The sequence below is a fragment of the Streptomyces sp. AM 2-1-1 genome (assembly GCF_029167645.1).
In the GTDB taxonomy this organism is placed as follows: Bacteria; Actinomycetota; Actinomycetes; order Streptomycetales; family Streptomycetaceae; genus Streptomyces.
In genome coordinates, this window is record NZ_CP119147.1 from 160,075 (window position 1) to 174,222 (window position 14,148).

The 14,148-nt window shown below is 73.5% G+C and carries 11 protein-coding genes; 8 read left to right on the forward strand and 3 right to left on the reverse strand.

What is annotated here, in order from left to right; translation table 11 throughout:
• The first annotated feature begins 102 nt into the window (after window positions 1-102).
• The 5 genes from PZB77_RS00715 (at window position 103) to PZB77_RS00735 (ending at window position 9,206) form a co-directional block, all read left to right on the forward strand.
• On the forward strand, window positions 103-1,479 hold the full coding sequence (locus PZB77_RS00715; protein ID WP_275490541.1) for a histidine-type phosphatase: 1,377 nt from the start codon (window positions 103-105) through the stop codon (window positions 1,477-1,479).
• A gap of 195 nt (window positions 1,480-1,674) precedes the next feature.
• Window positions 1,675-2,667, forward strand: coding sequence for a Ku protein (locus tag PZB77_RS00720; RefSeq protein WP_275490542.1), 993 nt, complete (start codon window positions 1,675-1,677; stop codon window positions 2,665-2,667).
• Between the two features lie 12 nt (window positions 2,668-2,679).
• A complete protein-coding gene (gene ligD / locus PZB77_RS00725) occupies window positions 2,680-3,636 on the forward strand; it encodes a non-homologous end-joining DNA ligase (protein WP_275490543.1) in 957 nt (318 codons plus the stop codon).
• 218 nt (window positions 3,637-3,854) lie between these two features.
• Window positions 3,855-7,169 carry a right-handed parallel beta-helix repeat-containing protein gene (locus tag PZB77_RS00730; RefSeq protein WP_275490544.1) on the forward strand — a complete coding sequence of 1,105 codons (3,315 nt, stop codon included), beginning with the start codon at window positions 3,855-3,857 and terminating at the stop codon, window positions 7,167-7,169.
• Between the two features lie 75 nt (window positions 7,170-7,244).
• Window positions 7,245-9,206, forward strand: a complete 1,962-nt coding sequence (locus tag PZB77_RS00735; RefSeq protein ID WP_275490545.1) for an acyl-CoA dehydrogenase — start codon at window positions 7,245-7,247, stop codon at window positions 9,204-9,206.
• Between the two features lie 114 nt (window positions 9,207-9,320).
• Here PZB77_RS00735 and PZB77_RS00740 read toward each other — a convergent pair whose 3' ends face one another.
• Window positions 9,321-10,016 (reverse strand): lysophospholipid acyltransferase family protein, encoded by a 696-nt coding sequence (locus tag PZB77_RS00740; RefSeq protein ID WP_275490546.1) that lies wholly within the window; start codon window positions 10,014-10,016, stop codon window positions 9,321-9,323.
• 98 nt (window positions 10,017-10,114) lie between these two features.
• Entirely contained in the window at window positions 10,115-10,846 is a 732-nt protein-coding gene (locus PZB77_RS00745) for a histone-like nucleoid-structuring protein Lsr2 (protein WP_343299830.1), read from the reverse strand.
• 240 nt (window positions 10,847-11,086) lie between these two features.
• On the opposite strand from PZB77_RS00745, the gene PZB77_RS00750 reads away from it, so the two are divergent.
• From PZB77_RS00750 to PZB77_RS00760, 3 genes are all read left to right on the forward strand, one after another.
• A complete protein-coding gene (locus tag PZB77_RS00750) occupies window positions 11,087-11,971 on the forward strand; it encodes an SDR family oxidoreductase (RefSeq protein ID WP_275490547.1) in 885 nt (294 codons plus the stop codon).
• A 103-nt stretch (window positions 11,972-12,074) separates the two neighbouring features.
• A complete protein-coding gene (locus PZB77_RS00755) occupies window positions 12,075-12,257 on the forward strand; it encodes a DUF6480 family protein (RefSeq protein ID WP_275490548.1) in 183 nt (60 codons plus the stop codon).
• Between the two features lie 266 nt (window positions 12,258-12,523).
• Complete coding sequence (locus PZB77_RS00760) at window positions 12,524-13,363, forward strand: hypothetical protein (protein ID WP_275490549.1); 840 nt, start codon at window positions 12,524-12,526, stop codon at window positions 13,361-13,363.
• A 97-nt stretch (window positions 13,364-13,460) separates the two neighbouring features.
• On the opposite strand, the gene PZB77_RS00765 is transcribed toward PZB77_RS00760, so the two are convergent.
• The gene (locus PZB77_RS00765; protein ID WP_275490550.1) at window positions 13,461-14,120 is read right to left on the reverse strand and encodes an MSMEG_1061 family FMN-dependent PPOX-type flavoprotein; all 660 of its coding nucleotides are present in this window, start codon (window positions 14,118-14,120) and stop codon (window positions 13,461-13,463) included.
• Window positions 14,121-14,148: the final 28 nt, after the last annotated feature.

Sequence of the window (14,148 nt, forward strand, 5' to 3'; positions counted from 1 at the left end):
CCGGTGCTCGGCAGAAGGCGTGCGGATGTTCGGCCGGCGCTGTGAGCCTTTCGGGCGTCGCACCCGCCCGGTCGGCAGTTCCGAAGCACCCCGAGGACCCCTGTGAAGCGCACGCTCTCCTCCCTGGCCGCCCTGGCCCTGGCCGCCGCCGCCGTCACCACCGCGGGCCCCGCCGCCTCGGCGCACACCCCGGCCGCCGGCTCCGGCCGGCACTTCTACACGACGAAGACGACGTACGCCCCGCAGCAGGACCCGCGTGCGTACGAGGCGGTCCCGGCGTCATTCACCCCGGTCTTCACGGAGAGCGTCTCCCGTCACGGGTCCCGCGCCATGTCCGACAGCGAGGACGGCGACGCGGTGCTCGCGGTGGTGCGGGACGCGGAGAGCGAGGGGGCGCTGACCCGCCTCGGCGCCCGGCTGGGCCCGCAGGTCGAGTCGCTGCTCGCGGCCGCCTCCTCGGTCGGATACGGGGAGCTGGCCGGCCGCGGTGTCCAGGAGCAGCGGCAGACCGCGCGGCGTATGGAGCAGCGGCTCCCCTCCCTCTTCCGCCGGATCGTCGCCGGGCGGGAGCCCGTCGAGGTCAAGACCTCCGGGGTGGCCCGGGCGACGGCCAGCGCCGACGCGTTCACCGGCGGCCTCACCGCCGGCGAGCCGGATCTGGCGGAGCTCGTGCAGGCGCCGGTCACCGACAAGGACCTGCTCTACTTCCACAAGCAGCCGCAGAACGCCGCGTACCGGGAGTACGTGGAGAACGACACCGACCTGGCGGCCGTGCTCGCGCGGATCGACGGGGCGCCGGCCACCGCGCGGAACGCGCGGGAGGTGGCAGCGCGCCTCTTCACGGGCCGGTACGTCGCCGCGATGACCGCCGAGGAAAGAATCGCGTTCGCGCGGTCGCTGTACGAGCTCTACGCCGCCGCTCCCGATCTGCGGGTGGAGGCCCCCGGCGTCGACCTGGACGTCTTCGTGCCCGCCCGGAACGCGCAGTGGTTCTCGTACCTCGACGACGCCGAGGAGTTCTACGAGAAGGGCCCCTCGTTCAGCGGACGCACGATCACGTACGACATGGCGGACGTGCTGCTCGACGACCTGTTCGACCAGGTCGAGGCGAAGGCCGCCGGTACCAGCACGAAGGGGGCCGCCCTCCGCTTCACGCACGCGGAGGAGATCATCCCGCTCGCCGTCCTGCTGGGACTGCCCGGCAGCACGGAGCCCGCGGAACTCGACGAGCCGTACACGTACAAGGACAACGCGTGGCGCGGTGCGCGGGTCGCGCCGATGGCCGCCAACGTGCAGTGGGACCTGTTCGCCGGGCCGCGGCAGAGCGGGAAGAAGGGGGCCGTGCGCGGCACGCGCTACCTGGTCCGGATGCTCTACAACGAGAAGGAGACCTCCTTCAAGGCGTCCTGCCGACCGGTCTCGCGGGGCAGCCACTTCTACGACCTGGACGAGCTGCGGCGCTGCTTCGACCGGGGCTGAGAGGTCACCGCACGTCCCCTCCCGCGCACCCCGGATGCGCGGGAGGGACACGCGCGCGAAGATCGGACCGAGGGCCGTGTCCGCGGATCCGCGCGGACGCCCGAGGGCCCGGGAGGGACGTGCTCCCGGCGTCCGTCCGCCGACCGATTCCCGCCCCGCCGCCCGCGACCGGGACGGGGCGCCTGGAGGTAGTCGATGCCGCGACCCCTGTGGACCGGTGCCATCAGCTTCGGGCTGGTGACCATCCCGATCAAGGTGGTGTCCGCGACCGAGGACCACGGCATCCACTTCCGGCAGGTGCACCTGGAGGACCTGGGGCGCGTCCGCACCCGCAAGGTGTGCGAGGTGGACGGCGAGGAAGTCCCACCGGACGAGATCGCGAAGGGGTACGAGGTCGCCAAGGACCACACCGTGCCCGTCACCGACGAGGAGCTGGGCCGGATGCCGCTCCCGACCGCCAAGGCGATCGAGATCGTCGCGTTCGTCGACGCGGACACCATCGATCCGGTCCGCATCGGCGACTCGTACTTCCTGACGGCCGACGGCGAGGTGGCGAACAAGCCGTACACCTTGCTGCGGAAGGCCCTGGAGCGCTCCGAGAAGGCCGCCGTCGCCAAGTTCGCCTGGCACAACCGAGAGCGCCTGGGGCTGCTGCGGGTGCGGGAAGGCGCGATCGTCCTGCACTCGATGCGGTGGCCCGACGAGATCCGCAGCCCCCAGGAGCTCGCGCCGCAGCACGTCGAGCTGGACGAGGGCGAGATCGACCGGGCCGTGGAACTCACCGAGACGATGGCCCTCGACGGCATCGACGGATTCCGGGACGAGTACCGCGAGGCCCTGGAGGAGCTGATCACCGCCAAGGCAGAGGGCCGGGAGCCGGCCACGCCCGCCGAGGAGGGCGAGCGGGAGCCCGGCAAGGTCGTGGACCTGATGGCGGCCCTCAACGCCTCGGTCGAGGCCGCGCGGGAGGGCCGGGGAGAGGGTGGCGGACGCCGCGGCGAGGGAGGGGGCGACGCCACGGTCCACGAGATGCCCGCCAAAGGCCGCAGCACCCGGAAGAAGACGGCTTCCGGTCGCGGCGTCGCGGCGGAGAAGGACACCGGAGAGAAGGCCACCGCCGACAAGAGGGCTGCCGCGAGGAAGGCCCCCGCCCGCAAGGCACCCGCCCGCAAGCGCAGCGCGTCCTGAGGCGCCGCACCCGTGGATCTCCCCCGGATCGCCCCGATGCTCGCCACTCCCGGCCGGCTGCCGTCCGCGGCGGCGGACGAGCGGTGGGCCTACGAGGTGAAGTACGACGGGCAGCGCACGGTGGTCTACCTGCCCGGTGACGGGACGGTGCTGCTGCGCTCGCGGTCCGGCGCCGACATCACCGCCGCATACCCGGACCTCGCGCCGCTCGGCGCGGCGCTGGGCGGCACGGCCGCCGTCCTGGACGGGGAGATCGTGGCGTTCGACGACGCGGGGCGCAGCGACTTCGAACGGCTCCAGTCCCGCATGGGCCTGGCGGGCGCTCCCGCGAAGGCGGCCAGGATGGCCCGTACCGTCCCCGCCCATCTGGTCGTCTTCGACGCGTTGTTCCTCGGCGGCGGTCCGTTGACGTCGTCGCCGTACACCGAGCGCCGCGCCGCCCTCGCGTCGCTCGGCCTGACCGGGACGCACTGGTCGACGCCGGCCTTCATCGCGGGGCACGGGGAGCGGGCCCTGGAGGCGACCCGGGGCGCCGGGCTGGAAGGGCTGATCGCCAAGCGGCTGGACTCCGGCTACGAGCCGGGGGTCCGTTCGCGGGCGTGGGTCAAGATCCGCCACCTGCGCACCGCCGACGTCGTCGTCGGCGGCTGGCTCCCCGGCCGCGGCCGCCTGGGCGATCTGCCGGGCGCCCTCCTGCTCGGTGAGCGGCAGGCCGGGAGGCTCCGGCACATCGGGAACGTCGGCACCGGGTGGAGCGACGCGGAGCGGCGTGCGCTCGCCGGCCTCCTGCGCGCCGCGGCGAGCGCCGACTGCCCCTTCACCCCGCCGGTGGCGGTCCCGGGCGCGCGGTGGGTCCTGCCCCGCCTGGTCGGCGAGGTCGCCTATGCCAGCCGGACCCGGGCCGGGCTGCTGCGGCACCCGTCCTGGCACCGGCTGCGCCCGGATCTGACTCCCGAGGACCTCTCCTGAGCATCCGGGCCGGAGCGGCTCCCGCCGTCCGCGCCCCCGCCCGGCATTCCTGCCCAAGAGTTCACCCGGCGGACACCCCCGGTACGCCGCCGCGCCGCTGTTCGCCTGGTGAGGTGACGACGGCACGGCCTGCGGCGCCCGGACCCGGGCCCCGCGAGCCCGTGCCGGCAGCGCGCGTGCAGGGTGCCGCGGAGCTGCCGAACCGAGGAGGATCACGCGTGTCACGCCAGGTACTGACGGTCTGCCCCGACGGCTCCGAGGGTTTCAGGACCATCGCGGAGGCGCTGGCGGGGGCCCGCAGCGGCGCTGTCGTCAGTGTCCGGCCCGGGACGTACGAGGAGAGTCTGACGGTCACCACCCGGGTGACGATCGTGGCCGAACAGGCGCGCGGGACCGTGGAGATACGCCCGCGCCGGGGCAGCGCGATCACGCTGAAGGCCGATGCCGTGATGCTCACCGACCTCGTGCTGCGCTCCCGTGACGAGGAACTGCCGGCGGTGGACGCCGTGCGGGGGCAGGTGGCGATGGACGGCTGTGACGTGACCGGCGCCGCGTGGACCGCGGTCCTCGCGCGGGGCACCGGCTCGGTGGCCATGCGCGACTGCCGGGTCACCAATCCGGAGGGTGCCGGTGTCGTGGTGACCTCGTCCGTGGAGAGCTCCGTCGAGTCGTGCACCGTGGAGCACCTCGGCACCTCCGGCATCGTGATCGGAGAGCGGGGGCGGGTCACCGTGCGTGGCTGCACCGTCCGCGACGCGCGGGGCAACGGTGTGCTGGCCAACGGGGAGGCGCAGGGGTCGGTGGAGGAGTGCGACATCTCCTCGACCGACAAGCCGTCGATCGCGCTGGAGGGGCGCGCGACCACGCAGGTGCTGCGGACGGTGGTGCACGACACGTCGATCGGCGTCCACCTCACCAGCGAGTCCCGCACCCTGCTCGAAGAGGTCCGGGTGACGGCCACCACCGGACCGGGCTTCGTGCTGTCGCACGGCACGGACCCGCTGCTGCGCCGCTGCCGGACCGCGCGGACGCGGGGCAACGGCATCCTCGTGACGGACCGTTCCCGGGGGACCTTCGAGGACTGCTGGCTCGACTCCGCGCAGGCTCCGGCCCTGCGGGTGGCAGGCTCCGCCTCACCCGCCCTGGTCTCGCTGACGGTGCGCGACTGCGAGGGTACGGGCGTACTGCTGGAGGACGAGTCGACGGCGGAACTCGACCGGCTGGAGGTGCTGGACGCGGCGGGCGCGGGGGTCTCCGTCCGCTCGGGCGCCAATCCCCTGCTGCGCCGCGCCCGGGTGGCCCGCTCGGGTGGCCACGGCATCGAGGTGGACGAGGACGGCCGGGGGCGGCTGGAGAACTGCGAGGTGGACCGCGCGGGCGGCTCCGGCATCCATGTCGCCTCGGACGGCAATGTCTACATCGGCGGCGGGACCGTCACCTCGGCGGGTGCGGCCGGGCTCACCGTGGGGCCGCGCGGCAGCGCGACCGTCCGGGACTGCGAGATCCGCACCCCCGCGGCCGACGGGGTGGCGGTGGACGCGGAAGGTGAGCTGACCGCGACCCGGATCCGCGTGTCGGAGGCCGTCGAGCACGGACTCGTCGTCCGTGAGGGCGGACGCGCGTCGCTCAACGCCTGCGAGTTCTCCGGCAACGCCAGGGACGGTGTCCGGGTCGAGTCGGTGGCGCCCGTCTCCCTCGTCGACTGCGTGGTCCGGGAGAACCGGGGTGGCGGACTGGTGCAGTCGAAGGCCGGTGACCGGCTCGCCGTCGAAGGGCTCACGAGCACCGGCAACGCCCAGCGCGACGCCTGGGGACTCGGGGACGCCGAGGGCACGGATCCGGCGGGCTCGGCGGGCGCGGACACCCCCGGCGAGAGCGGACCGCTGCGGGCGCTGGACGCGCTGATCGGCCTGCGACACGTCAAGCAGCAGGTGCACACCCTCATCAACCTCACGCAACTCGCGCAGCGCAGGGCTCAGTTGGGTATGTCGGCGCCGCCGATGAGCCGCCACCTGGTGTTCGCCGGCCCTCCCGGCACGGGCAAGACGACGGTCGCGCGGCTGTACGGCACGATCCTCGCCGACCTGGGCGTGCTGCGCTCCGGACATCTGGTGGAGGTGTCCCGGGCCGATCTGGTGGCGCAGGTGATCGGCGGTACGGCGATCAAGACCACCGAGACGTTCAACCGGGCGCTGGGCGGGGTGCTGTTCGTCGACGAGGCGTACACCCTGACGGGCGACAGCCGTGGCTCCGGGGTGGATTTCGGGCGGGAGGCGGTGGACACCCTGCTCAAGCTCATGGAGGACCACCGGGACGACGTGGTGGTGGTCGCCGCCGGTTACTCCGAGGAGATGGACGCCTTCCTCGGCTCCAACCCGGGTCTGGCCTCACGTTTCTCACGGACCGTCGAGTTCGAGAACTACACCGTGCCCGAGCTGGTGTCGATCATCGAGAGCATGTGCGTCCAGCACCAGTACGCCCTGGGAGAGCAGACCGGCAAGGCGCTCGCGGTCCGCTTCGAGCGCATGCCGAGGGACGGCTCGTTCGGGAACGGCCGGGCGGCGCGGCAGGTCTTCGAGGAGATGATCGACCGCCAGGCACTGCGCCTCTCCTCGCAGCAGGCGGTCGGCGCGGAGGACCTGACGCTGCTGATGCCCGAGGACGTCGGCGACGACGTGGTGGAGTCCGGGGCCGGTGACGGCGCACCGCCGCCGGGGGACGCGTTGACCCGGCTGGGCGACATGGTGGGACTGGCGGCGGTGAAGCGGGACGTCACCGACATGGTGAACCTGCTCTCCACGGCACGCCGGCGCGAGGCGGCCGGCCTGCCGGTGCCACGTCTCAGCCACCACCTGGTGTTCACCGGCCCTCCGGGAACGGGCAAGACGACGGTGGCCCGTCTCTACGGGGAGCTGCTGGTGTCGCTCGGCGTGCTGCCGCGCGGGCAGCTCGTCGAGGTCTCGCGGGCTGAACTGGTGGGCCGCTATGTCGGCCACACCGCTCAGCTGACCCGTGAGGTCTTCGAACGGGCCCTGGGCGGGGTGCTGTTCATCGACGAGGCGTACACCCTGACCCCCGCCGACTCCGGGTCCGGCAACGACTTCGGACGGGAGGCGGTGGACACCCTGCTCAAGCTGATGGAGGACCACCGGGACCGGGTCGCGGTGATCGTCGCCGGGTACACGCGGGAGATGGAGGGGTTCCTCGCCTCGAACCCCGGTCTGACGTCGCGCTTCTCCCGGCGGGTGGAGTTCGCGGACTACTCCTCCGACGAGCTCGTGACCATCGTCCGGCAGCACGCGGCCGACGGCGGGTACGAGTGCGGGCCGGGCACCGGTGCGCTCCTGCGGGAGTACTTCGACACGCGGCCGCGCGACCGGAGCTTCGGCAACGCGCGCCTGGCCCGTCAGGTACTGGAGGGCATGATCACGCGGCAGGCCGGACGGCTCAGTCCGCTGGCCGCGCCGAGCCTCGACGATCTGCGCCTGCTGCTGCCCGAGGACATCGTGGTCCGGACCCCGGGCGCCTCCTGAGCCGCGTCGGGCTCGCCCGGCCCGCGCCGCCCCGGCCGACCGCTTGATCGTCTTCCGCCGGGGTAGCGGGAGGGCATGGCCACTGAGAACACAACCCCTGCCGCGAGCGGTGACGAGCAGCCCGAGGTGGACGTACGGGCCCTGACCGCCGTGCTCGACGGCGAGTACGCCGGGATCCGCGACCTCGTCCGGTCCAATCTGGTGACGTACGCCTCCGTACTGGAGGACGCCGAGGAGCTCGGCGTCGACGCGTTCCGCGAACGGGTGCGCGACGTCGTGGTGGAGATGGCGGCCACGGGCCAGACCGGCATGGGCTTCCCGCGCGAGTACGGCGGGGGCGGCGACGTGGGAGCGTCGATCGCCGCGTTCGAGACGCTGGCCTTCGGCGACCTCTCGGTCCTGGTGAAGGTCGGTGTGCAGTTCGGACTCTTCGGCGGCGCGATCCTGCAACTGGGCACGGAGCGCCACCACGAAACCCTGCTGCCGGACCTGGTCACCGGGCGTCTGATGGGATGCTTCGCGATGACCGAGACCGGGCACGGATCCGACGTCCAGTCACTGGGCACCCTCGCGCGCTACGACGCCGCGAGCCAGGAGTTCGTCATCACCACCGGCAGCGAGCAGGCGCGCAAGGACTACATCGGCAACGCGGCCCGCCACGCCGAGCAGGCGGTCGTCTTCGCCCAGCTGGAGGTGGGCGGGAAGTCGGAGGGCGTACACGCGTTCGTCGTACCGATCAGGTCCGGGGGCGAACCCGCACCCGGTGTCCGCATCGAGGACGACGGCCGCAAGATGGGCCTCAACGGCGTGGACAACGGCCGTCTGTGGTTCGACGGCGTGCGGGTGCCGCGTGAGGCGCTGCTCAACCGGTTCGCCGACGTCTCCCCCGAGGGCGTCTACACGAGCCCGATCGACAACCCGGACCGGCGCTTCTTCACCATGCTCGGCACGCTGGTGCAGGGCCGGGTCTGCATCGGCGGGGCCGGGGTCAACGCGGCCAAGGTCGCCCTCGCGATCGCCACGAAGTACGCCGTCCGCCGACGGCAGTTCGCCGGTGGCTCGGACGGCCGGGAGCAGGTGCTCCTCGATTACGGCATGCACCAGCGCCGTCTGCTGCCGCTCCTGGCGCGCACGTACGCGCTGCACTTCGCGCAGGACGTCGTACGCACACGGCTGCACGAGGTCTTCTCCGGCACCGAGGACGACGCGGCCGCCCGGCGCCGGCTGGAGTCACGGGCCGCCGGCACCAAGGCGCTCGGCACCTGGCACGCCACCCGGGTCGTCCAGGAGTGCCGCGAGGCGTGCGGGGGCGCCGGATACCTCGCGGTCAACCGCTTCGCCGCCCTCAAGGCCGACACCGACGTCTTCACCACCTTCGAGGGCGACAACCACGTCCTCCTCCAGCTCGTCGCCAAGGGCCTGCTCACCCATTACGCGAGCGAGTTCGAAGACCTGGACCAACTCGGCATGGTCCGCCACATCGCCGGTCTCGCCTTCGAGACGGTGCTGGAGAAGACCGCGGTCCACACCCTGCTCGAACGGGTGCACGACCTGCTGCCCGGGGGCGACGAGTGGGACCGGGAAGCCGGTCTGCGCGACCCGGAGTACCACCTCGCCATGCTCCGCCACCGCGAGGAGCACATGCTCGCCGGCGTGGCCCGCCGGCTCAAGCGCGGGATCGACCGCAAGGGCGACCCGGGCGTCGTGTTCTCGCAGGTGCAGGACCACGTCATCGCCGTCGCCCACGCGCACGTGGAGCGGCTGGTGCTGGAGGCCTTCGTCGACAAGGTGCGCACGCTGCCCGAAGGCGGCAACAAGGTGGCGCTGGGCCTGCTCCGCGACCTGTTCGCCCTGTCGACGATCGAGGCGGACCGGGCGTGGTTCCTGGAGCACGGCCGGCTGAGCGCCCAGCGGTCCAAGGCGATCAGCCGCGAGGTGAACGAGCTCTGCCGCACGATCCGGCCGTTCGCCGTCGACCTCGTCGACGCCTGGGGCATCCCGTCCGAGATGCTGCGCGCGACGGACCTGGTGGGCTGACAGGGCCCCGGGCGGCGGCCGTTCGGGTCGGCGTCGGCCCTGCGGGGACGTCCCCGCCATGTCCCCGGGTGCGGGAGGTGCCGGCTCCGGTACGTCTCCGCACCGCGCCCGCGCTCACCGGGGGTGCGGTGCCGCTCCTCGGCGATCCGCGCCGCCCCCGGGTACTTCGCGGGCGAGATGCGCGGCGGCCGTGCGCCAGGCTGCCGTGACGGCCCGGTGCGCGGCGGCGGTCGCGGCCGGGATGTCCCCCGGCAGCCGTACGGGGGCGCCGAGGTGGACGTGGAGGCGGGGCCTCCGGGCAGGTGCGGTGAGGAGTCCGGCGATCTGCTTCACGGTGCCGCCGGAGACCACCCGGCGGGCGCCGGCCTGGCCGAGCGGCAGCACGGGGGCGTCGGCGGCCAGGGCCAGACGGGCCAGTCCGCTGCGGAACGGCTCGGGTTCGGCCTCGGCGGAATCCTTCCGCGGGGGCAGCCGGCCCTCCGCGTAGATCAGCACGTGACGGCCCGCCCGCAGGGCGGTGGCCGCCTCGTCCAGGGACTCGGCCGCCCGGACGCTGCCCCGGTGGACCGGCACGTGTCCGCCCCGCACCAGCAGCGGGCGGAGCACCGGGATGCGCCAGAGGCCGGCGGTGGCGAGGACGACCGGCTCGACACCGTGGCGGAGCAGAGCGGCCAGCACGATCCCGGGGTCGACGAGCGAGGTGTGGTTGGCGACGACGATCGACCCGGTGACGGGGGCGGCCTCTTCGTCGGAGGTGGTGGTGAGGTGTCCGAGGGAGGGCACGACGGCGGCGGCGATGCGGCTGAGCACGGGATTCTCCTGCGGTCGGTCGGCGTGGCGAACACCATCGTCCGTGGACGGACGCGCCCTCCGCGTGAGTCGCCGTACTCAGTGCCGGGGAGTACGGCTCACCTCCGCGATCTCTCGTAGGCCTCACGGATCTCCGAAGGAACACGCCCCCGGTCGTGCACGCGGTGGCCGTTCTCCCGGGCCCAGCGGCGAACCGGCTCGTCCTCGGGGCGCGGATGGCTCACCAGGGACCGGGGGCGCCCACCCGGGCTCCGCCGGTCTCCCGCGGCGATTCCCTCCAGCCGGTCCGCCGCCTCGTGGAAGTAGGCGGTCAGGGAGGCGTACACGCCTTCCCGCGGACCACTCCCCTCGCCCCACGTCCCGACGGTCCCGGTGCGCGCGTCCAGGAACGTGCCGTGGAGTCCGTCGGCTTCAGCGGCGACGGGGACCCACTCACGGCGCCAGGAGGGGTGGTCGGGGTCGGGCGAGGGGTGTGTTTCCTCCAGGCCCGCTCGGCTGCGGTGGAGACCCTCGATGTCACCGAGGCCGAGAAGGAGGTACCCACCGGGATCGACCCCTTCGCACCCCAGCGCCACCCGGCAGTTGGAGGGGCCGCCGGGATGCCTGCCGGTGTCGATGTCGTTCAAGAGCAGCCACCGGCGCATCTCCGCCGGCAGCGCCAGGCCCATGCGCCCCTCGGCCCGGTCGATGGCCGCCTCGCTCCCGGGGCCGCCGAGGGCGGCGAAGGCCTCGGGGTCGTGCCGGTCCAGCCACGCGGTCACCCGGCCCCATGCGCCTCGTACGTCCGTCACGCTGTCGGTACGAGGCACGGATGGCGGCTGATCATTCATGGGAGGACCGTACGCCGCGCCACTGACAGGGCCACCGCCGTGGGCGGGTGGGCCGGACGCGCGCCGCTGTGGGCCGCTCGGCCGGACGCGCGCGTCGCCGTGGGGCTCACGGGGTCGGCCCGGGGCCGATCGGTCCTCAGCGCGGGCCCGATCCGGGCCGGCGTGTTTGGGTGGAACGGACGGCGCAACGCCGCCGGGACCGGGTCCACGGTCCGCGTCCGTACGGCCGGGGAGTGCAGCATGCGCGACAGGAATCCGCTGGAAGGGCGCCTCGCGGTCGTCACCGGGGCGGCGCGCGGAGTGGGCGCCCAGGTCGCGAAGGAGCTCGCGCACCGCGGCGTACGGGTCGCGCTCCTCGGGCGGGAGGCCAACACCCTGGCACGGGTGGCGGCGACCCTGGAGACGGATGCCCACTGCTTCGAGGTGGACGTCACGGACGACGCTGCGATGCGGGACGCGGCGGAGGAGATCTCCGCGCGCCTCGGTCCCCCGTCGGTGGTGGTGGCGAACGCCGGAGTGGCCGAGGGCGGGCCCTTCGGTACGTCGGACCCCGTGAGTTGGCGCCGGGTCGTGGAGGTCAACCTGATCGGCAGCGCCATCACCGCGCGCACCTTCCTGCCGGGACTGCTCGCCACCCGCGGCTACTTCCTCCAGATCGCCTCCACGGCCTCGTTCGGGGCGGCCCCGATGATGAGCGCCTACTGCGCGTCCAAGGCGGGTGTCGAGTCCCTCGCCCAGTCGCTGCGGGCCGAACTCGCCCACCGCGGCGTCGGCGTCGGCGTCGCGTATCTGAGCTGGACGGGAACCGACATGATCCGCGACGCCGACCGGTACGACGTGCTCCGGGAGCTGCGGGGACACATGCCGCCCCCGGCGCGCCGCGTCCACCCGGTGGAGCAGGTCGCCGGCTGGCTGGTGCGCGGGATCGAACGCCGCTCCCCCACGGTGTACGCGCCGCCGTGGCTGCGGCTGGCCCAGCCCGTCCGCCCCTACCTGCCGACGGTGGTCACCTGGGTGTCCCGGAGGCAGCTCCCGCGCCTGGAGGAACGGGCACGCTTCGAGGCGACGGGGCTGCTGGGAGCGGGGGGCCGGGCCGCCGCCCGCCGGGAGGCCGAAGAGGCGTGACCGGGACCCGCGCCGGGGTCGTGTCCGCGCCCGCCGCACCGGCCGTCGGTCCGGCGCACCGCCACGGCGTGCGCTTGAGCCCGGGTGGAGAGACCGTGGAGACATGACTACGGCACTGAATCCCCCGGGAGAGACGCCGCCGGCCGAAGGCTGCATCGGCGAGGCGCACCAGGAGCGGGCGGACGGAGGCATGTGGGAGCACCCGGGCATCTGGGCGGCCGTCGTCCTGGTGGGCGCGGCCTTCTTCGCCGCGTTCTTCCTCGCCCGCATCTTCGGCTACGGCTGAGTCCGGCCGCCGGCCCGCAGCGGCGAGGGCTGCCGGCTGCCCCGCGCGGTGTTCGACAGCGCGCGGGCAGGCCGGCGCACGTCCCCGCGGGAGACGTGCGCCCCTACCGCCGTGAGAGACGCTCACACGTCGTGACAGCCTCCGCTGCCCCGCAGGCGGAGACGCGTCGGCGGGGGCATGCGGGCGGAGTCACGATCTGCGGGCTGCCCGGAACTCCTGGCGGTTCCTCTTCCGCACGGTGCCTCGACGGCTGGGAGGTCACTGTCATGACCCGAACAGAACACAGCGTGTTCGCCCTGAGCCCCGACAAGAACGGTGTCCACCACTTCCACGACGGGGCGTGGATCAGGGTCGGCGGCCCGGCGGACCGGCTCTTCGGCGGGGGCGGCGGGCTGGTGGCCACCAGCCCCGGCGGGGGTGACGTCCACCGCTACCTCAACACCCCCGACACCTGGGAACGCATCGGCGGCCCCGGGGCCACGTTCGCCGTCACCCGCGGCGGGATCTTCGGGCTCGCCCCCGATCGGAGCGGCGTGTACGCCTACACCGGTTCTTCGGGCTCCTGGACCCGGATCGGCGGTCCGGCGAGCGAGATCTACGGCGGAGGGTGGGGGCTGGTCGCCACCGGCCCCGGCAGCGGCGACCTCTTCCACTACCTCGGCAGCCCCGACACCTGGGTCCGGATCGGCGAACCCGGCGTGACCTTCGCCGTCACCGACGAATCGGTCTACGGGTTGAGCGCGAACCCGGTCGGCGGCGGTGTCTACCGCTACGACGGCCAGGGCACCTCCTGGACCCGGATCGGCGGTCCGGCCGGCCGGATCTACGGCGGGGGCTGGGGGCTCGCTGCCACCGACCCGGTCAGCGGTGACCTCTTCGGGTTCCAGTACGTCGGCCCCGAGGACGACCCCGAGATCTCCCCGGGGACGTGGCGCCAGGTCGGCGGCCCCGGTGCCGCCTTCTCGGTCGGCTACGAGACGATCTTCGGGCTGAGCACCAACCCGGTCGGCGGCGGGGTGTACCGCTACGACGGCCAGGGCACCTCCTGGACCAGGATCGGCGGCCCGGCCGACTCGCTGACCGCTGCCTTGTGGTGGAGCACGTAGCCGGGCGACGGCCGGTGTCCGTACCGCCGAGCGGTGACGGCCCGTACCGCCGGGCGGCGTGGAAGCCGCCGCTCGGGTCGTGCGCAGCGGCGGGCGATCACTCGTACCGGTACCGCAGCGAGTCCGCCTCCACCTGCTCGATGTCGGCGATCGTCAGCTCGGGCTGCCCCAGCTGAGCCAGCGTCACTTCCGCGGAGGCCGGCTGGGCGTCCGCCGCCGGCCACTGCTCCGGCTTCCACGCGGCGCTGCGCAGGAACGACTTGGGGCAGTGCGGGTAGACCTCTTCGATCCCCAGCACCAGCGCACTGGCCGGCGGCTTTCCCACGGCGGTCAGCCGGGAGAGCAGATCCGGTCGGGTGGAGACGACGGCCCGGCCGTTCACCCGCAGCGTGGTGGGCCGCCCGGGGATGACGAAGAGCAGTCCGGCCCGTCCGGTGGCGATGACGTTCTGCAGGGTGTCCAGTCGCTTGTTGCCGGTCGCGTCCGGTATCGCCACCGTCCGCGCGTCCAGGACGGCGACGAACCCGGCGGGACCACCGCGCGGGGAGACGTCGCAGTTACCCTCGGCGTCCGCGCTGGCGATCAGGACCAGAGGGGAACAGCCGATCAACTTCCTCGTCTGATCGTTGAGTTCCGTCGTCAGCTTGCGTACGGCCGCGTCACCGGGCATGGCGTACGCCCGGCGCAGCGTCTCCCGGTCGGGCACGGCGTCGAGGCGGAGTGAATCGAAGGCACTGTCGGCGAGGGGTGTCGTCATGGCTCCGAGCCTAGGCTGTGCCCAACGG

Coding starts and splice junctions, on each gene's coding strand:
- PZB77_RS00760 (WP_275490549.1), top strand. CDS start 12,524: ATGACCCGAACAGAACACAGCGTGTTCGCCCTGAGCCCCGACAAGAAC.
- PZB77_RS00755 (WP_275490548.1), top strand. CDS start 12,075: ATGACTACGGCACTGAATCCCCCGGGAGAGACGCCGCCGGCCGAAGGC.
- PZB77_RS00735 (WP_275490545.1), top strand. CDS start 7,245: ATGGCCACTGAGAACACAACCCCTGCCGCGAGCGGTGACGAGCAGCCC.
- PZB77_RS00750 (WP_275490547.1), top strand. CDS start 11,087: ATGCGCGACAGGAATCCGCTGGAAGGGCGCCTCGCGGTCGTCACCGGG.
- PZB77_RS00720 (WP_275490542.1), top strand. CDS start 1,675: ATGCCGCGACCCCTGTGGACCGGTGCCATCAGCTTCGGGCTGGTGACC.
- PZB77_RS00765 (WP_275490550.1), bottom strand. CDS start 14,120: ATGACGACACCCCTCGCCGACAGTGCCTTCGATTCACTCCGCCTCGAC.
- PZB77_RS00745 (WP_343299830.1), bottom strand. CDS start 10,846: ATGAATGATCAGCCGCCATCCGTGCCTCGTACCGACAGCGTGACGGAC.